Source organism: Modestobacter sp. SYSU DS0511, from assembly GCF_054050755.1.
This window is the reverse complement of sequence record NZ_JBJGZY010000009.1, coordinates 51,184-77,390: the sequence shown is the minus strand read 5'-3', so window position 1 is coordinate 77,390 and position 26,207 is coordinate 51,184. Positions and strand designations below refer to the sequence as shown.

General features: G+C 73.1%; 28 protein-coding genes and 1 tRNA gene. 11 read left to right on the top strand and 18 right to left on the bottom strand.

The features are described from left to right. The first annotated feature begins 16 nt into the window (after window positions 1-16). Window positions 17-1,501, top strand: coding sequence for an MDR family MFS transporter (locus tag ACI783_RS06660; RefSeq protein WP_457139714.1), 1,485 nt, complete (start codon window positions 17-19; stop codon window positions 1,499-1,501). Between the two features lie 3 nt (window positions 1,502-1,504). Here the strand turns inward: ACI783_RS06660 and ACI783_RS06655 are convergent, their stop codons facing one another. Further along, complete coding sequence (locus ACI783_RS06655) at window positions 1,505-2,338, bottom strand: helix-turn-helix transcriptional regulator (protein WP_457139713.1); 834 nt, start codon at window positions 2,336-2,338, stop codon at window positions 1,505-1,507. A gap of 102 nt (window positions 2,339-2,440) precedes the next feature. Here ACI783_RS06655 and ACI783_RS06650 point away from each other — a divergent pair, with 102 nt between their 5' ends. Next, window positions 2,441-3,136, top strand: a complete 696-nt coding sequence (locus tag ACI783_RS06650) for an SDR family NAD(P)-dependent oxidoreductase (RefSeq protein ID WP_457082020.1) — start codon at window positions 2,441-2,443, stop codon at window positions 3,134-3,136. A 48-nt stretch (window positions 3,137-3,184) separates the two neighbouring features. Here ACI783_RS06650 and mdlC read toward each other — a convergent pair whose 3' ends face one another. Continuing rightward, window positions 3,185-4,765, bottom strand: a complete 1,581-nt coding sequence (gene mdlC / locus ACI783_RS06645; protein WP_457139712.1) for a benzoylformate decarboxylase — start codon at window positions 4,763-4,765, stop codon at window positions 3,185-3,187. 101 nt (window positions 4,766-4,866) lie between these two features. Here mdlC and ACI783_RS06640 point away from each other — a divergent pair, with 101 nt between their 5' ends. Further along, on the top strand, window positions 4,867-5,838 hold the full coding sequence (locus ACI783_RS06640) for a LysR family transcriptional regulator (RefSeq protein WP_457139711.1): 972 nt from the start codon (window positions 4,867-4,869) through the stop codon (window positions 5,836-5,838). On the opposite strand, the gene ACI783_RS06635 is transcribed toward ACI783_RS06640, so the two are convergent. Both ACI783_RS06635 and ACI783_RS06630 read right to left on the bottom strand, forming a co-directional pair. Next, window positions 5,780-6,685, bottom strand: a complete 906-nt coding sequence (locus tag ACI783_RS06635) for a dioxygenase family protein (RefSeq protein ID WP_457082013.1) — start codon at window positions 6,683-6,685, stop codon at window positions 5,780-5,782. The two genes, ACI783_RS06640 and ACI783_RS06635, sit on opposite strands and share 59 nt — an antisense overlap. A 110-nt stretch (window positions 6,686-6,795) precedes the next feature. Beyond that, entirely contained in the window at window positions 6,796-7,233 is a 438-nt protein-coding gene (locus ACI783_RS06630; RefSeq protein WP_457082010.1) for a DoxX family protein, read from the bottom strand. A 166-nt stretch (window positions 7,234-7,399) separates the two neighbouring features. On the opposite strand from ACI783_RS06630, the gene ACI783_RS06625 reads away from it, so the two are divergent. Next, the gene (locus tag ACI783_RS06625) at window positions 7,400-7,930 is read left to right on the top strand and encodes a MarR family winged helix-turn-helix transcriptional regulator (RefSeq protein ID WP_457139710.1); all 531 of its coding nucleotides are present in this window, start codon (window positions 7,400-7,402) and stop codon (window positions 7,928-7,930) included. 157 nt (window positions 7,931-8,087) lie between these two features. Here ACI783_RS06625 and ACI783_RS06620 read toward each other — a convergent pair whose 3' ends face one another. Further along, window positions 8,088-9,287: a DUF222 domain-containing protein gene (locus tag ACI783_RS06620; RefSeq protein WP_457139709.1), complete on the bottom strand. Its 1,200-nt coding sequence runs from the start codon at window positions 9,285-9,287 to the stop codon at window positions 8,088-8,090. A gap of 224 nt (window positions 9,288-9,511) precedes the next feature. On the opposite strand from ACI783_RS06620, the gene ACI783_RS06615 reads away from it, so the two are divergent. The 5 genes from ACI783_RS06615 to ACI783_RS06595 all read left to right on the top strand — a co-directional run bounded on the left by ACI783_RS06615 (window position 9,512) and on the right by ACI783_RS06595 (window position 12,134). Then, window positions 9,512-9,919, top strand: coding sequence for a YciI family protein (locus ACI783_RS06615; protein WP_457082004.1), 408 nt, complete (start codon window positions 9,512-9,514; stop codon window positions 9,917-9,919). After that, a complete protein-coding gene (locus ACI783_RS06610; RefSeq protein ID WP_457139708.1) occupies window positions 9,916-11,064 on the top strand; it encodes an RNA polymerase sigma factor in 1,149 nt (382 codons plus the stop codon). Before ACI783_RS06615 ends, ACI783_RS06610 begins: the two co-directional genes overlap by 4 nt. A 92-nt stretch (window positions 11,065-11,156) precedes the next feature. Further along, complete coding sequence (locus ACI783_RS06605; RefSeq protein WP_457139707.1) at window positions 11,157-11,525, top strand: VOC family protein; 369 nt, start codon at window positions 11,157-11,159, stop codon at window positions 11,523-11,525. Window positions 11,526-11,787: 262 nt separating this feature from the next. After that, complete coding sequence (locus ACI783_RS06600; protein ID WP_457139749.1) at window positions 11,788-12,000, top strand: hypothetical protein; 213 nt, start codon at window positions 11,788-11,790, stop codon at window positions 11,998-12,000. After that, window positions 11,925-12,134 carry a hypothetical protein gene (locus tag ACI783_RS06595; RefSeq protein WP_457139706.1) on the top strand — a complete coding sequence of 70 codons (210 nt, stop codon included), beginning with the start codon at window positions 11,925-11,927 and terminating at the stop codon, window positions 12,132-12,134. Before ACI783_RS06600 ends, ACI783_RS06595 begins: the two co-directional genes overlap by 76 nt. Here the strand turns inward: ACI783_RS06595 and ACI783_RS06590 are convergent. The 5 genes from ACI783_RS06590 to ACI783_RS06570 all read right to left on the bottom strand — a co-directional run bounded on the left by ACI783_RS06590 (window position 12,079) and on the right by ACI783_RS06570 (window position 17,760). Next, window positions 12,079-13,041, bottom strand: coding sequence for an ABC transporter permease (locus ACI783_RS06590; protein ID WP_457139705.1), 963 nt, complete (start codon window positions 13,039-13,041; stop codon window positions 12,079-12,081). The two genes, ACI783_RS06595 and ACI783_RS06590, sit on opposite strands and share 56 nt — an antisense overlap. Beyond that, window positions 13,038-14,000 (bottom strand): ABC transporter permease, encoded by a 963-nt coding sequence (locus ACI783_RS06585; protein WP_457139704.1) that lies wholly within the window; start codon window positions 13,998-14,000, stop codon window positions 13,038-13,040. The genes ACI783_RS06590 and ACI783_RS06585 overlap by 4 nt, the downstream gene beginning before the upstream one ends. After that, on the bottom strand, window positions 13,997-15,040 hold the full coding sequence (locus ACI783_RS06580; protein ID WP_457139703.1) for an ABC transporter ATP-binding protein: 1,044 nt from the start codon (window positions 15,038-15,040) through the stop codon (window positions 13,997-13,999). Before ACI783_RS06580 ends, ACI783_RS06585 begins: the two co-directional genes overlap by 4 nt. Further along, window positions 15,030-15,968 (bottom strand): ABC transporter ATP-binding protein, encoded by a 939-nt coding sequence (locus ACI783_RS06575; protein ID WP_457139702.1) that lies wholly within the window; start codon window positions 15,966-15,968, stop codon window positions 15,030-15,032. Before ACI783_RS06575 ends, ACI783_RS06580 begins: the two co-directional genes overlap by 11 nt. Window positions 15,969-16,176: 208 nt before the next feature. Then, window positions 16,177-17,760 (bottom strand): ABC transporter substrate-binding protein, encoded by a 1,584-nt coding sequence (locus tag ACI783_RS06570; protein WP_457139701.1) that lies wholly within the window; start codon window positions 17,758-17,760, stop codon window positions 16,177-16,179. Between the two features lie 300 nt (window positions 17,761-18,060). Between ACI783_RS06570 and ACI783_RS06565 the strand changes: the two genes are divergently transcribed. Then, window positions 18,061-18,918 (top strand): IclR family transcriptional regulator, encoded by an 858-nt coding sequence (locus ACI783_RS06565; protein ID WP_457139700.1) that lies wholly within the window; start codon window positions 18,061-18,063, stop codon window positions 18,916-18,918. Window positions 18,919-19,018: 100 nt separating this feature from the next. Here the strand turns inward: ACI783_RS06565 and ACI783_RS06560 are convergent, their stop codons facing one another. Both ACI783_RS06560 and ACI783_RS06555 read right to left on the bottom strand, forming a co-directional pair. Further along, window positions 19,019-19,276: a helix-turn-helix domain-containing protein gene (locus tag ACI783_RS06560; RefSeq protein WP_457139699.1), complete on the bottom strand. Its 258-nt coding sequence runs from the start codon at window positions 19,274-19,276 to the stop codon at window positions 19,019-19,021. 919 nt (window positions 19,277-20,195) lie between these two features. Next, window positions 20,196-20,268, bottom strand: a tRNA-Ala gene (locus ACI783_RS06555). 218 nt (window positions 20,269-20,486) lie between these two features. Here ACI783_RS06555 and ACI783_RS06550 point away from each other — a divergent pair. Beyond that, the gene (locus ACI783_RS06550) at window positions 20,487-21,557 is read left to right on the top strand and encodes a glycerophosphodiester phosphodiesterase family protein (protein WP_457139698.1); all 1,071 of its coding nucleotides are present in this window, start codon (window positions 20,487-20,489) and stop codon (window positions 21,555-21,557) included. 86 nt (window positions 21,558-21,643) lie between these two features. Here ACI783_RS06550 and ACI783_RS06545 read toward each other — a convergent pair whose 3' ends face one another. The 6 genes from ACI783_RS06545 to ACI783_RS06520 all read right to left on the bottom strand — a co-directional run bounded on the left by ACI783_RS06545 (window position 21,644) and on the right by ACI783_RS06520 (window position 26,192). Next, window positions 21,644-22,066 (bottom strand): VOC family protein, encoded by a 423-nt coding sequence (locus tag ACI783_RS06545; protein ID WP_457139697.1) that lies wholly within the window; start codon window positions 22,064-22,066, stop codon window positions 21,644-21,646. 10 nt (window positions 22,067-22,076) lie between these two features. Beyond that, entirely contained in the window at window positions 22,077-22,409 is a 333-nt protein-coding gene (locus ACI783_RS06540; RefSeq protein ID WP_457139748.1) for a helix-turn-helix transcriptional regulator, read from the bottom strand. A gap of 257 nt (window positions 22,410-22,666) precedes the next feature. Continuing rightward, a complete protein-coding gene (locus ACI783_RS06535) occupies window positions 22,667-23,461 on the bottom strand; it encodes a M23 family metallopeptidase (RefSeq protein WP_457139696.1) in 795 nt (264 codons plus the stop codon). A 220-nt stretch (window positions 23,462-23,681) separates the two neighbouring features. Then, the gene (locus tag ACI783_RS06530) at window positions 23,682-24,776 is read right to left on the bottom strand and encodes a hypothetical protein (protein WP_457139695.1); all 1,095 of its coding nucleotides are present in this window, start codon (window positions 24,774-24,776) and stop codon (window positions 23,682-23,684) included. Between the two features lie 13 nt (window positions 24,777-24,789). After that, entirely contained in the window at window positions 24,790-25,479 is a 690-nt protein-coding gene (locus ACI783_RS06525; protein WP_457139694.1) for an SCO family protein, read from the bottom strand. Next, window positions 25,476-26,192, bottom strand: coding sequence for a YcnI family copper-binding membrane protein (locus ACI783_RS06520; protein ID WP_457139693.1), 717 nt, complete (start codon window positions 26,190-26,192; stop codon window positions 25,476-25,478). The genes ACI783_RS06525 and ACI783_RS06520 overlap by 4 nt, the downstream gene beginning before the upstream one ends. Between the last annotated feature and the right edge of the window lie 15 nt (window positions 26,193-26,207).

Below are 26,207 nucleotides of genomic sequence, written 5' to 3'. Positions count from 1 at the left end.
GGGGACGAGGAGCAGCGTGACGACGACGACGGCGACGGCGGGGGTCGGCTTCCGCTCCGAGCGGGGGCCGGTGCTGATCGGCGTCATGCTCGCGACGGCGCTGGTGGCGATCGACTCGACGATCATCGCCACCGCCGTCCCCTCGATCGTCGACGACGTCGGCGGCTTCGCCGAGTTCCCCTGGCTGTTCTCCATCTACCTGCTGGCCCAGGCGGTCACCGTGCCGGTCTACGGCAAGCTGGCCGACCTGTTCGGCCGCAAGCCGGTGATGCTGGTCGGCATCGGGCTGTTCCTGCTCGGCTCGGTGCTCTGCGGGTTCGCCTGGAGCATGGGCTCGCTGATCGCCTTCCGCGCCCTGCAGGGGCTGGGGGCCGGGGCGGTCCAGCCGATGGCGATGACGATCGTCGGCGACCTGTACTCGCTGGCCGAGCGGGCGAGGGTGCAGGGCTACATCGCCAGCGTGTGGGCGATCAGCTCGGTGGTCGGCCCGACGCTGGGCGGGGTCTTCTCCGAGTACGTCAGCTGGCGGTGGATCTTCTTCGTCAACGTCCCGTTCTGCCTGCTCGCCGCGGTGATGATCGGCCGCCGGCTCACCGAGACGGTCACCCGCAGCCGGCCGCGGATCGACTACGCCGGGGCCGGTGTGCTCACCGTGGGCCTCACCCTGCTGGTGCTCGGGCTGCTGGAGGGCGGCCAGGCGTGGGCGTGGGCCTCGCCGCAGAGCGTCGCGGTCCTCACCGCCGGGGCCGTCCTGCTGGCGGTGTTCGTGCTGATCGAGCGGCGGGCCGCCGACCCCGTCGTCCCGCTGACGCTGTTCCGGCACCGGCTGATCGTCACGACCAGCCTGGTCTCCGCCGCCGTCGGCGCGGTGCTGCTCGGGCTGACCACCTACGTGCCCACCTACGTGCAGGAGGCGCTGGGCACCGGCCCGCTGGTGGCCGGGTTCGCGCTGGCCGCGCTGACCATCGGGTGGCCGATCTCCGCCTCGCAGTCCGGGCGGCTGTACCTGCGGATCGGCATCCGGACCACCGCGCTGCTCGGCTCGGTGGTGGTGGTCGCCGGTGCCGCGCTGCTGCTGCTCCTGGACGCCTCCTCCAGCGTCATCCAGGTGGGCGCGACGTGCTTCGTGATCGGGCTGGGCATGGGGCTCACCGCGGCACCGACGCTGATCGCGGCGCAGTCGGCGGTCGGGTGGCAGCAGCGCGGCGTGGTCACCGGCACCAACATGTTCTTCCGTTCCATGGGCAGCGCGCTCGGCGTCGCCGCCTTCGGTGCCGTGGTGAACGGGACGCTGGGCTCGGCGTCGCTGGAGTCGGTGTCGCCGGAGTCGGTGGCCCTCGGCCCGGAGACGCTCACCGGCGCGGTGCACTCCGTGTTCATCGCCACGGCGGGCGTGGCGGTGCTGCTGCTGGTGGCCGTCGCGCTCATGCCCCGGGAGGAGCGCTCCATCGAGCCCACCCCGGCCGAGCCGGCGCCAGCGGGGCCCACCGCCGCCGCGTGACGGTCAGGCCGGCGCGCTGCTGAGCCCGGCCACCCCGAGGGTGCGGATCAGGTCGAACCGGGACGCGTCCTCGGTGCCCGGCTCGGCGGTGTAGGTGACGATGCGCAGGTCCGTGCAGTTCGCGGTGAGGATGTCGCAGTCGAGCGTCACCGGCCCCACGGCCGGGTGGGCGAAGGTCTTGCTCTTCGACCGGTGCTCCACGACCGTGCCCTCGGCCCACATCCGCGCGAACCGGTCGTTGCCGTGCAGCTCGGCCAGCAGCGCCCGCACCGACACGTCGTCGGGGTACCGGATCGCCGCAGTGCGCAGGTCGGAGACGAGGGCGCGCTCGTGCCGTTCCTCCTCGGCGGGGGTCCACACGACTTGCGGGGTCCGGCCGGCGAACTGCGCGGCGATCAGGTTCTCCCCCGGCTGGACGCGACCGAGCAACGCCTCCGCGGCGGCGTTGAGCGTGAGCAGCGTCCAGTGCGCGGTCCAGACGCTGACGGCGACGTCCGGCAGGCGGGCGATCAGCCGCTGCACGCTGCCGGGGATGTGCGTCGGCACGGCGCTCGCGGCCGGCGCGGGCAGCCCGGCGGCGAGGTACAGCTGGTCGCGCTCGCAGTCGCCGACCTGCAGTACCCGGGCGAGCGAGCCGACGACCTGCGCCGAGGGCCGCTCGGCCCGGCCCTGCTCCAGCCGGACGAGGTAGTCGACCGACAGGCCGGCCAGCAGGGCGACCTCCTCCCGGCGGAGGCCCGCGGTGCGGCGCTGCCCGGCCGGGAAGCCGACGGCGGCCGGTTGCAGGCGCTCCCGCCACGCGCGCAGCAGCGTGGCCAGTTCCCCGCGGTCGGTCATGCACCCATGATCGACCCCGCGGCGGCGAGATGGGTGGTACTGCCGTTCCTCCGGTCGAACGTGACCATCCGGCGTGGCCCGGACGGGGGCACCGTCGGTCGCATGACGACGACAGTGATCACTGGCGGCAACAAGAGCCTGGGCTACGAGACGGCCCGGCGGCTGAAGGAGCACGGGCACCGGGTGGTGATCGGCGCCCGCGACCCGGAACGCGGGCGCCGAGCGGCCGAGGAGCTCGGCGTGGACTGGGTGCAGCTGGACGTGACCTCCGACGAGTCGGTGGCGGCCGCGGCGGCCGCGGTGCGGGAGCGCTTCGGCGGGCTGGACGTGCTGGTCAACAACGCGGGCATCCCGGGGCCGATCGGCGCGGTGGAGGACTACACCGGACCGGATCTGCTGGCGGTGCTCGACACGAACACGGTGGGGACCGTCCGGACGACGCACGCGTTCCTGCCGCTGCTGCGGGAGTCGGCGGCGCCGGTGATCGTGAACGTGTCCAGCGGGCTGGGCTCGTTCGCCGCGCGGTCCGACGAGTCCAGGATCGAACACTCGGTGCCCTCGGTCGGGTACTCGGCGAGCAAGGCGGCGGTCAACATGCTCACCGCCGTGTACGCCCAGTTCCTCCCGGAGCTGCGGATCAACACCGTGGACCCGGGCTACACGGCCACCGACTTCAACGGCCACGCCGGCCCGCAGACCGTCACCGAGGGCACCGACGCGATCGTCGCGATGGCGACGATCGGGGCCGACGGCCCGACCGGCACCTTCACCGACCGGCACGGCGCCGTCGGCTGGTGACCAGCCCGGCCGCGGCGCCCCTCGCGGGCGCCACGGCCGGGCCGCTCGTCAGTGCGGCCGGGTGGTCTCCGTGTCGACCTGGATCAGCCGCGGGGTCTGCGTCGGCTCGGCGAGCAGGGCACGCAGGTGCTCGCCGTCGGCGGCCTGGACGCCGGCCACGCCGTAGCCCTCGGCGATCTTGGTGAAGTCCATGCCGGGGATGGTGGTACCGGGGGCGTCGGGGGTGCCGAGCACGTCGGCGAACCACTGCAGCGCGCCGTAGGTGCCGTTGCGCAGCAGCACGAACGTGATCGGAAGCTGGTGCTGCGCCGCGGTCCAGAGCGCGGTGATGCCGTAGTTGGCCGAGCCGTCGCCGATGACGCCGACGACGGGCCGGTCGGCGTCGGCGAGGGCGACACCGACGGCGGCGGGCAGGCCGAAGCCGAGCCCGCCGGAGGCCGGCCAGAACCAGGAGGCGCCGCGGCGCAGGTCGATCTGCCGCCACCAGGCGCTGCTGGTCGAGGTCGACTCGACGACGTAGCGGGTGTCGGCGGGCTGGGTGTCGCGGAGCGCGGCGAACACCTGCTCGGGGTGCAGCACGTCGTCGGCCTGCGGCTGCGCCGGCGTGGCGGGGGTCGTGTACTCGCGGGTCTGCTCGGGCGGCTCGGGCAGCGCCTTGAGCAGCGCGCGGATCACCGCGCCGGGGTCGGTGACCAGGGCGCGGCCCATCGGCGCGCGGGAGGCTGCCTCGGCGTCGTCGGTGACCTGCACCAGGCGGGTGCCCTCGGGCAGCAGGTCGCCGGGGACGTGCTGGTGGTAGCGGAACACCGGAGCGCCGAGCACGAGCACGAGGTCGTGGCCGGCGAACGCCTCCGAGATGGGCGCGATGCCGGCGGGCAGGACGCCGCGGAAGAGCGGGTGCCGGTTCGGGAAGGGCATCCGGAAGGTGCTGGGGGCGGCCCAGGTGTCGGCGCCCATCCGCTCGGCGAGCGCGGTGGCCTCGTCGAAGAGGCCGTCGGTGTCGAGGTCGCCGCCGAGGACGAGCGCGGGGTTGCGGGCAGCCTGCACCTCGGCGACCAGCCGGTCGAGCTGGGCGGGGTCGGGGTACGCGGAGCGCTCGACGTCGCGGTCGAGCACCGCGGCGGCGTTCGGGTCGGCCTCGACGGTCCAGTCGTCGTACGGGATGGAGAGGTAGCTGGGCCGGCGGCGCAGCTGGGCCTCAAAGACGGCCTGGGCCAGCGAGCGCGGAACGTCGGCGGCGGTGGCGGGCTCGGCGGCCCAGCCGACCAGCGGCCGCATCAGCTGCGCGGCGTCGACGTTGGAGAGCATCGCCTCCAGGCCGATGGCCGAGCGCACCTGCTGACCGGCGGTGAGCACCAGCGGCGTCCGGGAGTAGACGGCGTTGGTGAGGGCGCCCATGGCGTTGCCGGAGCCGGAGGCGGCGTGCAGGTTGACCAGCGCGGGGCGGCCGGTGGCCTGGGCGTAGCCGTCGGCCATGCTGATGACGGCGCCCTCGTGCAGGCCGAGCACGTAGCGGAACTCGTCGGGCAGCTCGGCGAGGAACGGCAGCTCGTTGGAGCCGGGGTTGCCGAAGATCGTCGTCAGGCCCTGCCGGCGCAGGAACTCGTGGGCCACGGTGCGGATCAGCACTGATCCCCCTCGCTGGTCGGTGTGGTCGCGCTCACGGTAGGCGCTGGTGCCGACAGCGATCCAATAGATGCGTTGCGGATGCCCAGATAGAGACTGTCGATGTGGCTGACTTCGACCTGAACCTCGTGCGGGTGTTCGTGCTGCTGTACGAGACGCGCAGCGTGACGGCCACGGCCGAGGCGGTGCACGTGACCCAGCCGACGGTGAGCTACAGCCTCGGGAAGCTGCGCCGACGGTTCGACGACGAGCTGTTCCGGCGCGGGCGGGGTGGGCTGGAGCCGACGGTGGTGGCCGACCGGCTGTACGAGCCGCTGCGGCAGGCGCTGGCGGGGATCTCCGCGGCGGTGGACCCGTCGTCGGCGTTCGACCCGGCGGCCTCCCGGGCCCGGTTCACCATCGCGTTGTCGGACCTGGGCGAGGCGTCGCTGCTGCCCCGGCTGGTGGGCCCGCTGCAGGCAGAGGCGCCGGGGGTGTCGCTGACCGTGCGGCCGCTGGACCTGGTGGCGTCGCCGGCAGAGCTCGCGCGGGGGCAGCTGGACGCGTTCGTGGCGACGCCGATCCTGTCCTCCCCGCAGCTGCGGCGGATCCCGCTGTTCGCGGAGGGCTACCTGGCGATGGTGGGCTCGGCGCACCCGCGGCTGGCCGGCGGCGCCGTCACCGTCGAGGAGCTGCGGGCGGAGCGGCACGTGCTGGTCGACAGCGCGACCGGGCACGTGGGGCCGAAGCTGGCGCTGGAGACGCTGGACCTGCTCGACCACGTCGCGCTGCAGGTGTCGAAGTTCTCCGTGCTGCCCTACCTGGTGGCGGAGTCGGACCTGGTGGCGATCGTGCCGTCGCACGCGGGGCGGGCGTTCACCGACCACCACCCGGTGCGGCTGCTCTCGCTGCCGATCCCGCTGGAACCGCTGGAGATCGCGCTGTACGCCCGACCCGAGGCGTCCCGGACGCCGGCGCAGCGCTGGCTGGTCGACGTCCTGCACCGCCACCTCGCCGCGCCGACGCCTCCCGCTGCCGTCAGGCCGTCTGGAAGGACCGCCGGGAGAGGCCGACGCCGTAGCCGTCCAGGCGGGTGACCACCGGTGCGGTGGGGTCGGTGGCCGCGCCGAGGGTGACGAACAGCGGGGTGAAGTGCTCCACGGTCGGATGGGCGTAGGGCATGCCGGGTGCCGCGGTGCGGAAGCGGGCGAGCTCGTCGACCGCGCCGCGGGCCAGCGCGTCGGCGGCCCACGCGTCGAAGTCCGCCGACCACCCGGGCACCCGGTTCTCCACGAGCATCTCCCGGGTCAGGAAGGGCAGGCCGTGGGTCATGTGGCCCGAGCCGACGACCAGCACGCCCTGCTCGCGCAGTGGTCGCAGCCGGGCGCCCAGCGACAGCAGCTCGTCAGGGTCCTCGGTGGGCAGCGACAGCTGCAGCACCGGGACGTCGGCGGTCGGGTACATGATCTTCAGCGGCACCCAGGCGCCGTGGTCCAGCCCGCGTCGGGTGTGCTGGTGCACCTGCGTGGTGTCCGGCGTCAGCCCGACCACTTGCCGCGCGAGCTCGCCGGCGTCGGGAGTGTCGTAGCGGAACCCGTGGTACATCGGGTCGAAGCCGCCGAAGTCGTAGACCAGCTCGTCGGGCCGGTCGGCGCTGACCGACAGCGGCGCGGACTCCCAGTGAGCGGACACCACCAGGATCGCTCGCGGCTTGGGCAGGGCACGAGCCCAGTCGTGCAGCGGGTCGAGCCACGCGGGGCTCTGGAAGGGCATGGGCCCGCCGCCGTGGGACAGGTAGAAGCTGGGCAGCGGCCCGTCCTCCGGCGTCCAGGGCCGGTGCGGCGACTCCACCTCCAGCGCGGCGACCCGGCGCAGGTGGGCGGCGAACGGGTGCGCGGCCGGGATGCGCGCGTCGGCGGTCGCGGTCGTGCTGAGCGTGGTCATGAGACTCCTCGGTGGTCGTGACGCGAAGGCGGAAGTGCCCGAAGGCGACCGGGACGGTCGGAGCGGGCCGGGCAGCCTTCGCGAGCTGCCCGGCCCACCGGAGCACTGCGTCAGGCGCCCGCGGGCTGCGCCACCCGCCGGCGGTCGGCGATCAGGTGGTCGATGCTGTAGCGCCCCGCGCCGATGACGGCGAGCAGGAGGGACACAGCGCCGAGCACCAGGACGAACTCGTAGCCGCCCGCGTCGACGAAAAGGCCGGACCCGGCGTGGGCGAACGCGAACGCACCCACCATGTCGACCAGGAGCAGCAGCCCGACGACCGGCACGGCCAGTCCGACGACGAGGGCGGCGCCGCCGACGAGCTCGACGATCGCGGCCAGCCATGCAGCGGCGGTCGCGGCGGGCACGCCGATCTCCGCAAAGAAGGCGGCGGTGCCGTCGATGCCGTTGGTGAACAGCTTCTGCCAGCCGTGGGCGAAGAACACCACGCCCACGGCGACGCGGGTCAGCAGGAGGGCGACGTCTCGGGCGGGGGCGGGGAAGGTCATGAGGTTCCTGTCGGTGCGAGGGCGTTGGGGGTGCAGGTGTCGGCCGGGTACCCGGGCTGGCGCGGAGGCCGGCCGCGAGGCGCGCCAAGAGCATTGGTTGTCGTTACAAGTGAGAGCATGCCCGAGGGAACTTGTTTCTACAACCATGCGGGTTGAGGATGGTGCCATGGAGACCCCCTGGCTCGACCGGCGTGAGATGCGCGCGTGGGTACGCCTCATCGGCGTACTCGAGCTGCTGCCCGGTGCGCTGGATGCGCAGCTGCGCCGGGACTCCGACCTCACGCACTTCGAGTACTACGTGCTGGCAGTGCTCTCCGAGGCACGCGACCGGAGCCTGCGGATGACCGAGCTGGCCCGGCACACCAACGCCACCCTCCCCCGGCTCTCGCACGTGGTCAGCCGGCTGGAGACCCGCCGCCTGGTCGAGCGCGTCCCCTGCCCGGAGGACCGGCGGGCGACCAACGCCCGGCTCACCGGCCCGGGCTGGGCGAAGGTGCAGGAGGCAGCCCCCGGCCACGCGGCCACCGTCCGGCACCACGTCATCGACGCCCTCGACGTGGAGCAGATCGACCAGCTCGCCGCAATCGGCGACGCCGTCCTCGCCCGGCTGGACCCGTCCGGTTCGATGGCCGCCATCTACACCCGGTACGACGAGTCCGACGGGTCCCCGCCGTCGGAGGGGACTGCCGAGGGTTGACGACGGCGTCCGACCGGGGCGACCAGCCGGGGCTCACCGGCCGCCTCGGGACCGTCCACTCACCCGCCGGCGGCAGACCGGCTCAGCAGGGGGGACCGACGTGCACACCGACGTCCGGGCGCAGCGGGGCTGCGTCCGGACGCGGGTGACGAGCAGGTCAGAGCAGGGGTCCGATGAGGATCTCGGTGCCGTCGGGGCGCCAGGTGCGCCATCGGCCATCGGGTTGTCGCTGGACCCGGAACCCGTGGTGCACCTTGGTGTGGTGGCGTTCACACAGCAGGGCTGAGTTGTTCAACGACGTCTCACCACCGTGCAGCCAGTGGATGAGGTGGTGGACGTCGCACCACCAGGTCGGCGCACCGCACCCGGTGAACACGCATCCCTTGTCCCGCCGCTCCACCGCCTTGCGCAGTCCCGGGGTGACCACCCGGTGGTCCCGACCCAGGTCCAGTGGAGTGCCGTCGGGGCCCATCACGATCCGGGAGATGCTGCCGTCGCACGCCAGCCACCGCGCCCGGGCGGCGGAGATGCTGGCCCCGAATCCGGTCTGCGCGGCGCCGGGACCGGTGGCCGGGTCGACCGCATCGTCCAGGTTCAGTTGCAGCACCACGTGCGGCTTCACCGTCCGCAGCGTCGGCAGGTTGCCCGAGGCCAGCTGGTTGTCACACACCTGCACGAACGCATCAGCCTGCTGCTGGGACCGGTTCCGGGTGTCCCCCTTCGGCCGGTCGGCCTGCACGTGGGACTCGATCGCGGCCTGCACCTTCTCCCCACCCACGGCATCCAGCTCGAACCGACCCGTGACGCTGCCGTCGGCGTGCTTGACGATGGTGAACCGCCGACCCTCCGTCGGGTCCGGCTCCGGCCCGTCAGGATCCAGGGCGTCCTCGAACAGCTGCACCGCAACCTTCAACGACTCATGTGGCGCACCGGCGGCGATCACCGCCCAGGTCCGGTCGAACTCCGCGAGGTCGATGCCCTGCTCGTGGGCCTTCGCCACCTCACCAGGGCCGACCCTCTCCGCCAGCACGTTCACCTGCGCCGCAGTCACCACACCGGCCGCGAACCCCTCGGCCAGCACGGGGAAGTGCTCCAGCGCCCGCCCAGACCGCACGATCCGCGACGCCTCGACCGGCGCCAGCCGCACGTGCCCGATCAACCACGACCGCATGCTCTTCAGCCCGTCGCGCTCCGCCGCCTGGGTGGCCTCCGCGTGCCGCACCGTGCGGGTCAGCTCCGCAGCCACCCGGTTCGCCACGGCCACCAGCAACCCCGTCCGGTCCAACACCTCACCATCGGTCAAACCGTGCAGGCCCTCGGCCGCGAGGGCATCCAGCGCCGACGTCAACTCGCTCACCGAGCACCTCCCGTCGATTCGAACGTGTGTACGAAGAATACCGGTCCGAGCGGCCGCCGACAACACGAATTCGCAGGTCAGGAGCCTGTCCACAGATCAGTCGGAGGCCTTGACAGGCGGCCGGTCGCCTTCGGGCGATCGCCCGATGTCGAGAACACGCAGCCGGTTCCGTCCCCGGGGTGTCCGCGGCCACGATGGGCCGCAGCACACCGAGGAGGACCACGATGGCCAAGTACCTGCTGCTCAAGCACTACCGGAGCACGTCGAAGTCGCTCGACTGCGCGCCGATGGACCAGTGGACGCCGGACGAGGTCTCGGCCCACGTCCAGTACATGAGCGACTTCGCGACGAAGCTGACCGAGACCGGCGAGTTCGTCGACGGGCAGGCCCTGGCTCCCGAGGGCCTGTGGGTGCGGTACGACGGCGAGGGCCGCCCGCCGGTCACCGACGGCCCGTTCGCCGAGACCAAGGACCTCATCGCCGGCTGGATGGTGATCGACGTCGACACCCAGGAGCGCGCCGTCGAGCTGGCCGGCGAGCTGTCGGCCGCCCCTGGACCGGGCGGGGAGCCGATCCGTGAGTGGCTGGAGCTGCGGCCGTTCCTGGGCGCGCCGCCCACCGTCACCGAGTGACCCTGGCCGTGGACGAGGTCCTGCTCCGGAGTCTCGTCCCGGGCGTGCTCGGCGTCCTCGTCCGCCGCGGAGCCGACTTCGCGGCGGCCGAGGACGCCGTCCAGGAGGCGCTGGTCGAGGCGGTCCGCAGCTGGCCGGCCACCCCGCCGCGGGACCCGACGGGCTGGCTGGTCACCGTGGCCTGGCGCAAGTTCCTGGACGCGACCCGGGCGGAGACCACCCGTCGGCGCCGGGAGGAGAGGGTCGCCGACGAGCCACCGTCCGGGCCGGTGCCCTGGGCGGACGACACGCTGCAGCTGTACTTCCTGTGCGCCCACCCGTCGCTGACGCCGGCGTCGGCGGTGGCGCTCACCCTGCGCGCCGTCGGCGGGCTCACCACCCGGCAGATCGCGCAGGCGTACCTGGTGCCCGAGGCGACGATGGCCCAGCGGATCAGCCGGGCCAAGCGCACCGTCTCCGGCGTCCGGTTCGACTCCCCCGGCGACGTCGTCACGGTGCTGCGAGTGCTGTACCTCGTGTTCAACGAGGGCTACTCCGGTGACGTCGACCTCGCCGCGGAGGCGATCCGGCTGACCCGGCAGCTCGCGGGCGCGGTCGATCACCCGGAGGTGGCCGGGCTGCTCGCGCTGATGCTGCTGCACCACGCGCGGCGCGCGGCTCGCACGGCGGCCGACGGCAGCCTCGTGCCGCTCGCCGAGCAGGACCGGGGCCGGTGGGACGCCGCGCTGATCACCGAGGGCGTCGAGGTGCTGCAGGCGGCGCTGGCCAGGGACCGGCTGGGTGAGTACCAGGCCCAGGCCACGATCGCCGCGCTGCACGCCGACGCGCAGACCGCCGCGGAGACCGACTGGGTGCAGATCGTCGAGTGGTACGACGAGCTGGTCCGGCTGACCGGCAGCCCCGTGGCCCGGCTGAACCGGGCCGTTGCCGTCGGCGAGGCCGACGGCGCCCGCGCCGGTCTGGCGGCGCTCGCCGAGCTGGACGACGCGCTCCCCCGCCACCGCGCGGTGGCCGCGTACCTGCACGAGCGGGACGGCGACCCGGCGACGGCGGCGCGGCTCTACGCCGAGGCGGCGGCCCGGGCCGGCAACGCGGCCGAGCGCGACCACCTCACCCGCCAGGCGGCCCGGCTCAACTCGCGGTGACGACGCCCATCGGGCGGGCCGGAGCCCGGGGCGATGACTTCCGCGTCGGTCCGGAGTCGGTGTTGCGAGACGACCGAACCGGAGGAGATCCCGTGCCCACGATCCTGCCCATGCTGCTCACCCCCGACCCGGAACGCCTGCGGGACTTCTACGTCGGCGTCCTGGGCGCGGAGGTGGTCGAGCGGACCCCGCCGGCAGACGCCGGCGACCCACCGTTCTTCCTCGGCCTGCGCATCGGCGACTCGGTGCTGGGGCTCGTCCGGGAGGCCGAGCCGCCCGCCGGCAACCGGACCCTGCTGGGGATCGGCGTTGACGACGTCGACGCGCTCCTGGACGCCGTGCGCTCGCACGGTGGCTCGGTCACCGGAGGCCCGACGGACATGGCGTGGGGCATGCGCGTGGCGCACGTGCTCGACCCGGACGGCAACCCGGTCAACCTGCAGTGCCCGACGAGCAGCTGAGGCGGGCCAGCGGTCGGGCACCGGCTCGCACGTCGGGCCGTCGAGCCAGAGGGGTCTGCGGTGTCGGCGGCGAGGTGGGCGAGGTAGATGTCGACCTGGTGGTGGATGACGGCGAGCGCTTCCTGGAGGTCGGCCACCTGCTACCGCACGGAGGCCTCGTGGCGCGCAGGATCGCCAGCCGCTCGGCCTCGTTGCCGGCGCCCGCACGGACGAGGTCGGCGGCACTCCCTACGCGCACGGGACCGCGCCGCTGCCCGGGCTGATGGCCGCCTCCGACCGACGCACGCGCGGGGTCGAGCACGCCGTCATCGATCTGGTCGAGGCCACCGTGCTGGCCGGCCCGGCCGGTGAGGTCTTCGACGCCGTCGTGCTCGACGCGGAGGAAAGAGGTCCACCGCGGTGCTCGCCGAGCTGGCCGTGGAGGCCGCTGCGACGGTCGGTCGGCCCGGGCGGCGGGTCCGCGTCCGGCTCGTGACTGCAGACCCGGCCACCCGCACCGTGCGGTTCACCGCCGTCGGGGATCGACCGGTCGACAGCCCGGGCCGGCCGGCAGTCAGCGCTGGAGGCGGGGGTCGAAGAAGTCGCGCAACGCGTCCCCGAGCAGGTTGAAGGCGAAGACCGCGATCGACAGGACGATGCCGGGCGCGAGGATCAGCCACGGCGCGAGCTCCACGTACCGCGCCCCGCTGGACAGCATGCCGCCCCACGAGGGGGTCGGCGGCGGCGTCCCGATGCCGAGGAAGCTCAGCGCCGACTCAGCGATGATCACGCCGGCGAAGAGCAGCGAGGCCATCGTCATCATGGGTGCCGCCATGTTGGGCAGCACGTGCTTGACCATGGTCCGCAGCGCGGAGGAGCCGGTGGCCCGTGCCGCCTCGATGTAGGTCTCCTCGCGGATCCGCAGGGTCTCGCCCCGCGCCACCCGGTTGAACGACGGGGTGATCACGATCGTGAGCGCGACGATCGTGCTGGTCATGGACGGGGTGAGGACCACCGCCAGGAACAGCAGGAGGATCAACGGCGGCACGGACTGGATGGCGTCCATGAGCCGCTGGATGATCAGGTCCCAGCGCTTGCCGAGGAATCCTGAGACCACCCCGATGACCGTGCCGAGCACGAGGCTCACGACCGTCGTGACGACGCTGACGATCATCGATGCGCGGGCGCCGTAGATGAGCCGACTCAGCACGTCCCGGCCGAGGTCGTCGGTGCCGAGCCAGAACGTGCCGGACGGCGCCTCCGTGAGGTTGCGCCGGTTCTGCAGCAGCGGGTCGTAGGGAGCCAGCAGGGGCGCGAAGACCGCCAGGACCACGAAGAGCGTGATCAGCGCGAGGCTCATCGCCCCGAGCTTCTCGGTGCGGACGAACCGCGTGAGCCCCGCCCAGAAGGCGGCCGGACCCCGCCGCCGGGGGGACGCCTCCGAGGCCGTCGGGGTCGTGGGCGTGCTCTCGTCGGACCGGGGTTCGTCCGGGACGACCGGGGTGAGCGGGCTGCTGCCCGCCACGTCGCTGCTCATCTGCCGGCCTCCCTGGCCGCTCGGATGCGGGGATCGATGAAGGCGTACAGCAGGTCGATGATGATCATCATGGAGATGAACAGGCCCGCGTAGAAGATCGTGCAGGCGACCACCACCGGGTAGTCGCGGTCGAGCACCGCCTGGTAGACGAGCTGACCGGTGCCCGGCAGCGAGAACATGGACTCGAGGATCACGGTGCCACCGAGCACGGTGGCCAGGTCGACCCCCACGAGGGTGAGCACAGCGATCACCGAGTTCCGCATCGCGTGCTTGAAGAGCACCAGCCGCTCACCGGCGCCCTTGGCGCGGACCGTCCGGATGAACTGGGCGCCGAGGTTCTCCAGCAGCGAGGACCGCGTCATCCGGGTGATGCCCGCCATGGACGCCGTGCCCAAGGCGATCGCGGGGATCATCATGTGCTGCGCCCAGGAGGCGAAGTCCTCGGTGGGGCCGCGGTAGACGAACGGCGGCGACCACGCGAACCACAGCCCCAGCGCGGTGAGCAGCAGCAGGCCGAGGACGAAGTTCGGCACCGACAGGAACGTCACGGCGGTGACCCGGACGGCCCCGTCGGTGGCCGTGCCCCGCCGGACGGCGGCGATGATGCCCAGCGCCAGACCGATGAACGTGCCGATCACCAGGGCCAGTCCCCCCAGCTGCAGCGTGATCGGGATCCGCGCGAGGAACAGATCGACCACCGACTCGCCGGTGTAGAAGGAGCGGCCGAAGTCGCCCTGCGCGGCGTTGGCGAGGAAGGTGCCCAGCTGCTCCCAGACCGGCCGGTCCAGCCCCAGTTCCGCGCGCAGCTGCGCGGCCTGCTCCTCGCTGGCACCCGCGTCGGCCAGCATGACGTCCACCGCGTCGCTCGGGATGAACGTGATGGCGATGAAGACGAAGAGGGTGACGAGGGCGAGCACCACCACGCCGTAGACGATGCGGCCGAGGGCGTAGCGGATCATGCTCGCTGCACCTGCCGTGGCTCGTCGAGGAGGTGGCACGCGGCCACGCGGCCGGGCTGACCGGCGTCGTAGAGCGGCGGGTGCTCCGTGCGGCACCGGTCGAGGACTGCGGGGCACCGGGTGTGGAAGCGGCACCCGCTGGGCGGATCGCTCGCGCTGGGCACCTCCCCGGTGGCCGCACCGCGCTCCGTGGCGCGGGCGCTGACCGGGTCGTGACCCGGGATGGCCGCGATGAGCATCCGGGTGTAGGGGTGCTGGGGATCGGCGAAGACCGCGTCGCCGTCGCCCCGCTCGACGATCTCGCCCATGTACATGACGCACAGCTCGTCGGCCATGTAGCGCACCACGTTGAGGTCGTGGGCGATGAACAGGTAGGACAGCCCCAGCTCGCGCTGCAGCCGCTTGAGCAGGTTGAGCACCTGCGCCTGCACGGACACGTCGAGCGCCGACACGGCCTCGTCGCAGATGATCAGGTCCGGATTGGTCGCCAACGCCCGCGCGATGCCGATCCGCTGCGCCTGCCCACCGGAGAACTGGTGGGGGAACTTGTGCAGGTCCCGGCCGGACAGGCCGACGGTCTCCAGCACCTCCACCACCCGGTCGAGCCGCTGCCGCCCGGAGGAGATGCGGTGCACCTCCAGCGGTTCGCCCACGATGTCCCCCACGGTCAGCCGCGGGTTCAGCGACCCGAACGGGTCCTGGAACACCATCTGCATGCGGCGCCGCAAGGCCTTGACGTCCTTGCCGCGCATCGACAGCACCTCCTGCCCGTCGAACAGGACGGCGCCCGACGTCGGTTCGATCAGCCGGGAGACCAACCGGGCCGCGGTGGACTTGCCGGAGCCGGACTCGCCGACCAGGCCCACGGTCCTGCCGCGGGGGATGGCGAAGGAGATCCCGTCGACCGCGTGCACCGTGCCCACGGGCCTGCCGAGCAGGCCCTTGCGGATCTTGTAGTGCTTGACCAGGTCGCGGGCCTCCAGCAGAGGCGTCGCGTCCGCGGCGCCGGTCCGCTGCTGGAGTGCCGGATCACCCTGCACGATGCCCTCCTGACGTGCCCGCCCCGGCGGACGTCCGCTCGTGCAACCAGCAGCGGCTCTCGCGCCCGGCCGTGATCTGGAGGAGCGACGGCTCCTCGGTCGGGCACCGGTCGAACACCTCGGGACACCGGGGGTGGAAACGGCATCCCGATGGCGTCTCCAGCAGACTCGGGACCGCCCCCCGGATCGCCGGCATGAGCACGTCCCGGCTGATCGTCGGACTGGGGATGGAGCCGAGCAGTGCCCGCGTGTACGGGTTCTGCGGGTCGGCCAGCACGTCCTCTACCGGGCCCTGCTCGACCACCTTGCCGGCGTACATGACCACGACGCGGTCCGCCATCTCCGCCACCACGCCCATGTCGTGCGTGATGAAGAGCATCGCGGTGCCGTGGTCGCGCTGCAGCCGCCGCATCAGCCGGAGGATCTGGGCCTCCACCGTGACGTCGAGGGCGGTGGTGGGCTCGTCGGCGATCAGCAGCGCGGGGTTGCAGGCCAGCGCGATCGCGATCATGACCCGCTGCTGCTGCCCGCCGGAGAGCTCGTGCGGATAGGAGCGTGCGCGCCGCTCCGGGTCGGGCAGGCCGACCTCGCGCAGCAGGTCCACGGCCCGCTGCCGCGCCTCACTGCGCTTGAGGTCGCGGTGCAGCCGGATCGCTTCCACGATCTGGTTGCCGACGGTGTAGAGCGGGTCCAGCGCTGTCATCGGGTTCTGGAAGACCATGGCTATCTCGTCGCCCCGGATGTCCCGCAACCGCCGGGGCGTGACCCTGGCGAGGTCCTCGTCCCGGTAGCGGATGGACCCGCCCTCGACGCGGCCGGAGTCCAGCAGGCCCATGACCGCCAGGGCGGTCACGCTCTTCCCCGACCCCGACTCCCCCACGACGGCCACGGTCTCGCCGGGGTGGACGTCGAACGACACGTCGCTCACCGCCTCCACGGGTCCCTGACGGGTGGGGAAGCGGACGCGCAGGTCGGTCACCTCCAGCAGAGGGGCGACCCGCGTCACCGCGCCGGCCCCATCGTGCGGGTCGTCGTCGACGCGCCTCCACAGGTGAACCGGACCAAGGCCTTCCGGCCGATGCCCGAGCCGGTGAGGACGACGGCCCTCCCGGCCGGCCGCGCCCCCTGTGCCCCGCTCATTCGCAGACCCACATGTCGGCGTAGAGGCTGCCCTGGTAGATCGGCGACTGCTGGTAGTTCTGCCCCCGGCTGCCGGCCACCCAGAACTGGAAGTACTGGACGGGCAAGCCGCCCGGCACGACCTCGGTCTCCAGGTATCGCTGGAACTCGCGATAGGCCTCGTCCCGCTCGGTGTCGTCCAGGATCGTCCGGCTCTCGGCGATCATGGCGTCGACCTGCGGGTCGTCGACGGCGGCGTAGTTGTCGATCGACTGCGACTGGAAGTCCTGGATCGCCTGGTCCGGGAAGATCACCGATCGCACGGCCTTGGTGATGTCGAAGTCGTGGGCGCGCCGGCGGGTGATGCCGGTCGCCGGGTCGACGACGCTGATCTGGGCGGTGATGCCGACGTCAGCGAGGTCGGCGGTCATCCACTCCGCCTCGCGGACGTCCTCCTCGCTGAGCTGCTGGACCAGCAGTTCGAGTTCAAAGCCCTCGGGCAGGCCCGCCTCATCGAGCAGCTTGCGGGCCTGCTCTGGGTCGTAGGGGCGCACCTCGGCGAGCTCGTCCTCGGTCAGCGCGGCCTCCGAGACGTCCGCGCGGAGCAGGGACGTCGGGATGAACCGGCCCCGGACGCCCTCGCCCATGCCCTGCCAGTCGATGGCCATCATGATCGCCCGGCGCACTCGGACGTCGTCGAACGGCGCCCTGGTGGTGTTGATGTAGAAGCTGACCTGGTTGGACGGCTGCTCGACGACCTGGAAGTCGTCGTTGCCGGCGAAGGAGCTCTCCGCGATGTCGAAGGGGACGGTGCCGATGTCGAGCCGGCCGCTGCGCAACGCCGCCGTGACCGCCGCGGTGTCGCTGATGATCGGCAGCCGGATCTCATCGATGTAGGCGTCCCCGAAGTAGTCGGGGTTCCGCTCGAGGACCCACTCCACGTCCGGGTTGTGCTCGGCGACCATGTACGGCCCGGTGCCGACGTAGGTCTCCGCCATGTCGTAGGCGCCCTCGACGCCCTCCCGCGGCAGCACCACGTTGAAGTGGTGGGCCAGGTACTCCAGGAGCGGCGCGTAGGGCCGCGACAGCTGGAACACCACAGTGGTGTCGCCGTCGGCGGTCACGCTCTCCACCGGCTCGACCATCCACTTGTGGGCCGCGTTGCTGGCCTTGAGGCCCATGAACGTGGCGACGACGTCGTCGGCGGTGAAGGGCCGCCCGCTGACCGGCGCGACGTCCTGCCAGACGACGTCGTCCCGGAGCTGGAAGGTGTAGGTCAGCCCGTCCTCCGACACGTTCCACTCGGTGGCCAGGTCACCGGTGAGCGCGAAGCCCTCGGCCTCCGGGTCGACCTCCAGCAGCTTGCTGTAGACGGTGCCCGACATGATCTGCATGAGCGACGGGTCGATGCTCTCGAAGAAGTTCGCCGTCGTGGCGATCTCGAACGGCTGCTGCACGGTGAGCGTCCCGCCCTGACGCGGATCGCAGCCGGCGGACGTGCCACCGGCGGAGCCGTTCTCACCTCCGCCCCCGCAGCCGGTGACCACGAGAGCGACGGCGCAGGCGGCGGCCGCCGCCCGGAGCGGGGGCTTGCTGGACATGGACTGGCTCCTCACGGACGGCCACGGGTGGCCGAGCAGACGACGCGGTCGGCGGCCAACGTGGCATGAGCCACACCGCGGGCGGAACGCGAGTTCCACCGCACGGGATCTGCGCGACGACGATTCGGGCCAGGCCGTCGTCTCGGCTGCTCGACGGAGAACCGGCGTTCCGCGCGACGGAAAGGGTCAGAGTGCCCGCTGTGACCCACCTCATACGCTCGTCCGGCACAGGACGGCAGAACCGGTTCGACCTCCTCCGGGTCGCCCGGTCCGGCGAGCCGAGGAGGCCCCGTGGTCCGCATGTCCCATTCGCCTGACGGCCGGACCGATGCCGCACCGACGATCGAACGGGCCGGCGTCGGGGCGATCGCCGGTCGCCGCGACTCGCCGACCCAGCGCGCCCTGCGGGTGCTGGCCTGCTTCTCCCCCGCCCGGCGGGAGCTCTCTCTGACCGAAATCGCGGCCGAGACCGACCTGCCGATGTCGACCGCGCACCGGATCGTCGGCGAGCTGGCGAGCTGGGGGGCGCTGGTCCGCAGCGGGAGGTCCGGCTACCACGTCGGCATCCGGTTGTGCGAGATCGCGGCCTCCTCACCGCACGGGACGGGGCTGCGCGAGATCTCCTGGCCCTACCTGGAGGACGTCTACGAGGCGACCCGGGAGAACGTGCTGCTGGCGGTGCGCGACGGGGTGGACATGGTCTACGTCGCGCGGTTGTCCGGGCGGGACTCGGTGCCGGTGCTGCGCGAGGTGGGCCGGCGGCGCAGCCTCACCACCACCGGCACCGGCCTCGCGCTGCTGGCGCACAGCCCGACCGACGTGCAGGACGAGGTGCTCAGCCGGCCGCTGCGCCGCTACACCGACAGGACGGTCACCGACCCGGACGAGCTACGGGTGCTCCTGGCCGAGGTCCGGCGCACCGGGTTCGCCGCCACCGAGGGGACGCTGAGGCCGGGGACGATGGGCTGCGGCGTCCCGGTGCGCGGCGCCAACGACGAGGTGGTCGCCTCTCTCGGTGCGGTGGCGCACGCAGCGACGATGCAGCCACGGCTGCTCGTGCCCGTGCTGATGGGAGCCGCCCGCGGCCTCTCCCGTGAGCTCGGCGCCCCGTCGGCGCAACGGTTCCAGCGCGGCACCCGGCGCACCTGCCCTGCCTGAGCACGAGCGATGCGGATGCGCCGCGCGGCGGGCCCCCGCCCCCAGTGGCGCACCTCGGTGGACGGCGAGGACGTCGCGCTGTCGGTGGCGCGGTAGCCGGTCAGGGCGCCCGCACCAGCCCCCTCCTGGTAAGCGACGACGACCAACTGGGCCCGGTCGCGGGCGCCCAGCTTCGTCTGGCCCGGTGCACGTGCGTTCGCACGGTCAGCGGGCTCACCACCAGCCGGTCGGCGATCTCCAGGTTGCGCAGGCCGTGCGCGGCCAGCCCGGTGATCTCGCGCTCGCGGTCGGTCAGCCGCGGGAGCAGCCCGCGCGGCAGGTCCCCGACGCCGTCCGCACTCGCGAGGCAACGGTTCACCAGCACTGGGTGGCGACCGGCGAGAGCAGAGCCTCCCCGTCCACATCGAGTCGATAGGCCCACGAGATGCTGAGCCTCAGGCGGTCGGAGGGATGATCGAGCCGGTGACCCCCGCCAGCCACGGCGTCGCCTCACCCGGCTGGTTCGTGAAGGCCGTCCACATCCGCTAGGCCCCAGTGGGGCCCGACTGGGACGCCCGCCACTCCGTGCGGACCGTCTGGGGTCGAAGACCCGAGCGCCTCGACCTGGCGGCAGCAGGGTGACCGTCAGGAGCGTGTCGATCGCGGCACGCCGCCGGTCGAGGTTGAGGTCTTCCCAGGCGGCCTGCACGTCATCCGCGGTGACCAGCTCGCCGAGCACGGGGAAGCGGCCGGCGTCAGCCATCTGCGTCTCGACGGCTTCTAGTCGGGCGCGGGCTCGCTCGGTGCCTCGCGAGAGCTGAGCGGCGGTGATGGCACCGTCGGCGAAGAGGTCGGGGAGCTCGCCGAGTCGCGTCCCCAGGGCACTGGCTTCCTCGTGGAGCGCGGCGACGTCCACGCCGCCGGGTGCTGCGAGGAGGTTGACCGCGTCCGGCCGCGAGAGTCGGCCGACGACGAGCCCAGCCACTAGGTCGTCGATCGGCTCAGCTGTTCGGGACAGGTGTCCACGGGTCCGGCCACAGCAATAGGTGCGCTGACCGCGCTGAGTGCGTCCGGCAGTCGTCACGCTGGCGGGCAATGGCAAAGCCGGTGCTGTCGCGGTCGAGGACTGGCGGAGACTCACGGCTGCTCGCCGTAAGCGACATTAGCGTCATCGGGAGCCGGATCACCCTGCCGCACGTCGGTGAGCACGGATTCCGCGACGGCCTGCTCCGGCATCCGTAGCGCGGACGACGAAGGGCCCGACAGCCGTGGCTGTCGGGCTTTCGTGCGTCTCGGGGTGGAGCTGAGGGGACTCGAACCCCTGACCCCCACACTGCCAGTGTGGTGCGCTACCAGCTGCGCCACAGCCCCTTGCCGACCCGGTCTGGTGTGTCCGAGCCGGGGAGAACGATACATGCCCGCGCGCGGTCTCCTGCCGGGGGGTGGGGGTGGCGTGTCGCCTCGCGGACACCCGGCTGTCGGGGAGCCGCCGGTCCGCGTTCGCGCACCGGGCACCCGGCCGCCACGCGGGCTGCGAACCGTGGGGAAGCCGGGCCCGCCGGCGTCCGCCGACCTGAGGAGCGTCCCTCGTGCGCCGACTCCGCACCCTCCTGATCGCCACCGTCGCCGCCGCGCTGCTGCCGGCCGGCGCCGGGGTGGCCACCGCAGCCGACCGCCCCGGCGGCGGGAGCACCCGCTTCTTCGACGTCCAGGCCCACCGCGGCGGCGTCGGCCTCACCGTCGAGAGCACCCTGGCCGCCTTCGGCCGCGCCCTCGACCTCGGCGTCAGCACCCTTGAGCTCGACGTGCAGATCACCGAGGACGGGCACGCCGTCGTCACCCACGACCGGGACATCAACCCGGCCAAGTGCCGGGACACCGCCCCGGCCTTCCCCGGCGACCCGGAGTTCCCCTACGCACCCGGCGTCCGGTACATCAAGGACCTCACCCTGGCCCAGGTGCGCACGCTCGACTGCGGCAGCCAGACGCTGCCGCAGTTCCCCGAGCAGCAGGCGGTCCCGGGCGCGCGGATGCCACTGCTGTCCGAGGTGCTCGACCTGGTCAACGAGCGCCGCGCGCACCGCGTGTGGCTGAACATCGAGACCAAGGTGGAGGCCGGAGCCCCGGAGCAGACCGCGCCGCGCGAGCAGTTCGTGCAGGTCATCGCCCGTGAGGTGCGCGAGGCCCGACTCCTCCGCCAGGTCAGCATCCAGTCCTTCGACTGGGGCTCCCTCATGCGCATGCGGCAGGTCGAGCCTCGGCTGCCGATCGTCGCCCTGACCAACGGGCAGCAGTTCCTGCAGGCCGGCATGCCCGGCGCCTCGCCGTGGCTCGGCGGCATCGACATCGACGACTTCGGCGGCGACCTGGTGGCCGCGGCGCACTCCTTCGGCGCCGACGCCATCTCCCCCGTGCAGGGCGACCCGCAGAGCGGCAGCATCAACGACCCGGGCTTCCGCCCCTACGTCACCCAGCGGATGGTGGACGACGCGCGTGCCGTGGGCATGGACGTCATCCCCTGGACCGTCGACGACCCGGCCACCATGCAGTACCTCATCGACCTCGGCGTCGACGGGATCATCACCGACCGGCCCGACCTGCTGCGCGAGGTCGCCGCGCACAACGGCTACACGCTGCCGCGCGCCTACCCGGCCCGCTGACCCGCGCAGCAGACGGCGACCCGGCGCCGCTGCGCCGGCTCGACCTCCGGCGGGCAGACACGGCCATCTCTGCCCGAAGGAAGGTCTCACGCGGACGGCGGCGGGGTCAGCTGGGCGATCCGCACCGAGTTGCCGAACGGGTCGCGGAGGCCGAAGTCGACGCCGTAGGGCTGCACGACCGGCTCCTCCGGCAGCTCGACGCCCTTCTCCTTGAGCGACGCATGGGCCTTGTGCGCGTCATCGGTGGTGAGGAACAGGTGCCCACCGCCGGCGCCCTTGGTGACCAGGTCGCGCACCTGGCCGGCGATCTCCGGGCTCACCGACGGCGGCGCGGGCAGCTCCAGCAGCACCGCGTGGCCGGGGTCGCTGGGCAGCGCCACGGTGAGGAAGCGCATCGGCCCGAACTGCTGGTCGGTCTGCACCTCGAAGCCCAGCTTGCCGACGTAGAAGTCCAGCGCCTGGTCCTGGTCGAGGACGTAGAGGGAGGTGATCGAGATGGTGGTCAACATGATCAGGACGCTAGGGGCGGGCGGCGCCCCCGGGCTTCTCCGGAACTGCGGTCTCCCCGCCCGGCCGCAACCACCGCATGCCGAAGCAGCTGGGCACCGGCGCCAGCGGGCCGCGCCGCCGGTACGCGCTCGGCGGCTCGCCGACGATCCCGGCGAACACGCGGCTGAACGTGCCGAGGCTCGAGAAGCCGACCGCCATGCAGATCTCGGTCACCGACCGGTCGGTGCTGCGCAGCAGGAACATCGCCCGCTCGACCCGGCGGCGCTGCAGGTAGCGGTGCGGGGTCTCGCCGAACGTCGCCTTGAAGGTGCGGATGAAGTGCGCCTCGGAGACGTACGCGATCCGGGCCAGCGCCGGGACGTCCAGCGGCTCGGCCTAGGCGCGGTCCATCGCGTCCCGGGCGCGCAGCATCCGCCGGTTGGAGTCCTCCGTCGACCGGCTCACCGCGGCGGCAGCACCAGGTGGGCGACGGCCAGCCCCGGGACGGTCAGCACGAACAGCGTCCCGATGCCCATGGCCGCCCTCCCCCGACGTGGTGCAGGTCAGCCTCCCGCACCCGACCCGGTCCCGGCCAGCACCTCGACGGCCGGGCCTCGGGGCTACAGGTGGACGCCGCGGGCGGCCAGCCACTTGACCGGGTCGACCCGCTTGCCCTCCAGCCCGCCGGAGTGCACCTCGAAGTGCAGGTGCGGCCCGGTCGACTGGCCGCGGTTGCCCAGCAGGGCGATCTGGTCCCCGGCCTCCACCACGTCGCCGGCGCGCACCTGGATCTTCTCCATGTGGCCGTACACGGTCACGTCACCGCTCTCGCCGAGGATGTACACGGCCAGCCCGTAGCCGCTGGCCGCACCGGCCCGCAGCACGACGCCGTCCTCCACCGCGTACTCCGGGGTGAGCATCGGGGCGGCGAGGTCCACGCCCCAGTGCATGGTGCCCCAGCGCCTACCGAAACCGCTGGTCAACCGGTAGGTGTCCAGCGGAGCGACGACCTTGGGGCGGGCGGCCTCCGCGGCGGCCGCGGCCGCCTCCTCCTCGCGGGCGCGGCGCTCGGCGCGGGCGGCGGCCACCTCGGCCAGCCGCTCGCGGGCCTCGGCCTCGCTGATCGACGACTGCGGCATCAGCGCCGCCTCCTCGTCGATGAGCGAGGAGTCGGCGGCCAGCAGCGCGGCCACCTCGACCGGCTGGGCCTCCGCCGTCGGCAGCGCGTGGCTGCCCAGGAAGGCGACCAGGCCACCGATCGCCAGCGCCGCCAGCAGCGCGGCGGGCCGCCGGCTCCGCACCGCGGCGGGGCGGACGGCAAGGCGTTCGGCGGTGTCGGGCGAGACCTCGGCGACGACCTCGGCGACGGTCCGTCGGGTTCCCTCGACGACGCTGCCGACGTGCCTCGAAGTCATGCGCGCTGCCCCTCGGTTCGACGGCGACGCGGGAAGCGCCGGATCGGTACGGCAGTCATCCAAACATCGAGTTGCAGCTTTGTAATTTGTCGGACGGCGTGTTCATCAAGACACGCCGTGTGATGCCTCCATCACGGTACGGAACGGGTCGATGTGTCGACGCCTCGACATGTCGACTCGGCGATCCGGCGCCGCCGGAGCAGGTCAGCCGCGGAGCGGGTCAGCCGCCGACGGGCGCCGGCGTGGGGTCCTCGACCGCCGGGCGTCCCCGGACGTCGTCCCGGAACCGGCGGGCCGCGAGCGCCCCGCCGATCACCAGGCCCAGCCCGACGACGACCAGGACGGCGACCGCGGCCCGACCGAGCAGCTCCGGCCCCCGGGTGATCGTGTGGGCGGTCCACAGCACGTCGACGTCGGGCAGCCCCTGCACCAACAGCAGCCACCCGCCGACGACCGCCATCAGCCCGGTGAGCACCCCGCGGTCGCGCAGCGCGGCCCGGACGCCGATGCCCGCGACCAGCACCGCCAGCAGCGCCGGCAGCAGCGCGGAGACCAGCGCCCCCGCGTGGGAGCCGACCGTCACCGGCGGCTCGGGGGTGGCCAGCGCGTGCGCCAGCGCCGCCAGACCGCCGGCGCCCAGCGCGACCGCCAGCGGGCGCGGCGTCCGCGCCCGCCACCCGGCCAGCACGGTGCCGGCCAGCAGCAGCCCGTGGACCGGCCAGACCAGCCAGGCCGGCGGTGGCGGGCTCCAGGTGAGCTCACCGGTGACCAGCAGCGGCGTACCGGCGTGCGTCATCGGCACGGTCCACTCCGCGACCAGGTGCGCGCGGGTGGGGTCGGCGGCGACCGCCGGGGGCAGCAGGCTCTCGGTCATCCAGTGCGTACGGTGGTCGTGCCAGACGTACTGCGGCTCGGTGGAGACCTGCTCCCAGCGCGGCGGCGCGGTCACGTCGACGTCGTCGGGCACCGGGGTGAGCCCGTAGCGGTCCAGGTTCAGGTAGGTGGCCGGGCTCAGCGCGTTGCGCCAGACGCCGTCCGGCCCGATCCGCAGGTACGGCTCGTCGTTGTAGCCGGGGACGGTCAGCTCCGCGCCGGTCTCGTTGACCACCTCGAGGGCGTCGCCGAACTCCAGCACCCGGACGCTCACCCCGGCCGGCTGCGGGCTGACCGAGGTGACCCGCCCGTCGAAGTCGCTGCCGGCCGCTCCCCCGCCGACGTGCGCGACCGCCGAGCTCGCCACCATCAGGGTCGCCAGCAGCCCCAGCAGGACGACGCCCAGCCGGGCGCCCCAGACGTGCACCGCCGCGGCGCTCACTCCGGCGTGCCGCTCACTCGGCCGCGACGAGCGCCAGGTCGTGGGCGATGTCGCGGCTGGTGTTGCCGGCGTTGAAGGCGACGTCGGCCTCCCCGTCGGTGCCGTAGAGCAGCAGCATCGCCGAGTGCGCCTCGCCGTTGTCCTGCGCCAGCGGCACGCCGGCGGCGATCTGCGCCTGCTCGATCTGCTCCTGGTCGCCGGTCAGCCCGACGAACCGGGTGGGCAGCTCGGCGTCGAACTGGGCCAGGTACTCCCCCAGCACCTCGGGGGTGTCCCGGACCGGGTCGGTGGTCACGAACACCACGTTGGTCCGCTCGGCCACCGCCGGGTCGACGTCGCCGAGGGCCAGCCGGACGTCGGCCATCGTGGTCGGGCAGATGTCCGGGCAGTTGGTGAAGCCGAAGAACAGCAGCGTCGGCCCGTCGGCGGTGGCCGCGGCGAAGTCGTAGGGCTGCCCGGCGGTGTCGGTCAGCGTGAACGACGGCTTCTGGTAGGGGTCCTTCAGGTGCAGACCCGAGTACGGGCTGTCCGCCCCCTCGACCGTGACCGGGGGCGACACCTCGGCGCCGTGGTCGTGTGCACCGGCCTGGGCCGGGTCGTCGGCGGCGGCGTCCCCGCCGCACCCGGCGAGCACCACCCCGGCGGCGAGCAGCACCCCCGCCAGGGCGGGACGGAACCGGGCAGGGAAGGCGCGCGAACTCACGAGGACACGGTACGTCGGCGCGCGGCCAGACCGAGCCCGAGACCGCCGAGCCCGGCGAGCAGGCCGAGGGCCCCGAGCACCAGCGCGGTGACGGCCAGCCCGTCGCCACCGTCGTCCTCCGCGGCGGTCGTCGTCCCCGGGTCGGCGGTCTCCCCGTGCCCGGCGCTCCCGTCCGCAGCCAGCGACAGCACCGGCGCCGGGTGCTCGGGTTCGGGCTGCCCCTCGACGGCGGGCTCGATCCAGGCCGCCTCGGTGCCGTCGCTGTAGGTCTGCACCGCGTTGAAGGCCAGCTCGTCGGCGTCGGGGAACGGCCCGCCGGAGAGCGCGAACTCCTGGAACTGCCCCGGGTCGATGCCCCCGCCGTCGACGGCGCGGAACTCGACCACCGAGACGACCTCGTCGACCTCGCTGCCGTGCACCTCGACCGGCTCGTCGAGCTGGGTGCGGGTCATCGTGATCGTCCAGCCCGGCACCGGCTGCGCGCGCAACGAGGCGAGCGGGGCGTCGGTGGGCACCTGGATGCGCAGCGCGACGGTGCTGGCGGTGTCGCTCTCGTTGGGCACCCGGAAGGTCAGCTTGCCGTAGCCGCCGGGCGAGGCGTCCGCGCTGGAGACGGTGACGTGCGCGGAGGCGGCGCCCACGCCGGCGGTGAGCACGGTGGCCAGCGCCGCGGGGAGCACGACGCCGAGGCGGCGCGTGGTGGACAGGCTCATGGGGGTCTCCTCGAT

Coding starts and splice junctions, on each gene's coding strand:
- ACI783_RS06585 (WP_457139704.1), bottom strand. CDS start 14,000: ATGATCCGCTACGCCCTCGGCCGCATCGTCTACGGCGTGGTGGTGCTC.
- ACI783_RS06615 (WP_457082004.1), top strand. CDS start 9,512: ATGGCCAAGTACCTGCTGCTCAAGCACTACCGGAGCACGTCGAAGTCG.
- ACI783_RS06635 (WP_457082013.1), bottom strand. CDS start 6,685: ATGACCACGCTCAGCACGACCGCGACCGCCGACGCGCGCATCCCGGCC.
- ACI783_RS06655 (WP_457139713.1), bottom strand. CDS start 2,338: ATGACCGACCGCGGGGAACTGGCCACGCTGCTGCGCGCGTGGCGGGAG.
- ACI783_RS06545 (WP_457139697.1), bottom strand. CDS start 22,066: ATGTTGACCACCATCTCGATCACCTCCCTCTACGTCCTCGACCAGGAC.
- ACI783_RS06625 (WP_457139710.1), top strand. CDS start 7,400: ATGGAGACCCCCTGGCTCGACCGGCGTGAGATGCGCGCGTGGGTACGC.
- ACI783_RS06650 (WP_457082020.1), top strand. CDS start 2,441: ATGACGACGACAGTGATCACTGGCGGCAACAAGAGCCTGGGCTACGAG.
- ACI783_RS06535 (WP_457139696.1), bottom strand. CDS start 23,461: ATGACTTCGAGGCACGTCGGCAGCGTCGTCGAGGGAACCCGACGGACC.
- ACI783_RS06570 (WP_457139701.1), bottom strand. CDS start 17,760: ATGTCCAGCAAGCCCCCGCTCCGGGCGGCGGCCGCCGCCTGCGCCGTC.
- ACI783_RS06590 (WP_457139705.1), bottom strand. CDS start 13,041: ATGAGCAGCGACGTGGCGGGCAGCAGCCCGCTCACCCCGGTCGTCCCG.
- ACI783_RS06520 (WP_457139693.1), bottom strand. CDS start 26,192: ATGAGCCTGTCCACCACGCGCCGCCTCGGCGTCGTGCTCCCCGCGGCG.
- ACI783_RS06600 (WP_457139749.1), top strand. CDS start 11,788: ATGGCCGCCTCCGACCGACGCACGCGCGGGGTCGAGCACGCCGTCATC.
- ACI783_RS06565 (WP_457139700.1), top strand. CDS start 18,061: ATGTCCCATTCGCCTGACGGCCGGACCGATGCCGCACCGACGATCGAA.
- ACI783_RS06630 (WP_457082010.1), bottom strand. CDS start 7,233: ATGACCTTCCCCGCCCCCGCCCGAGACGTCGCCCTCCTGCTGACCCGC.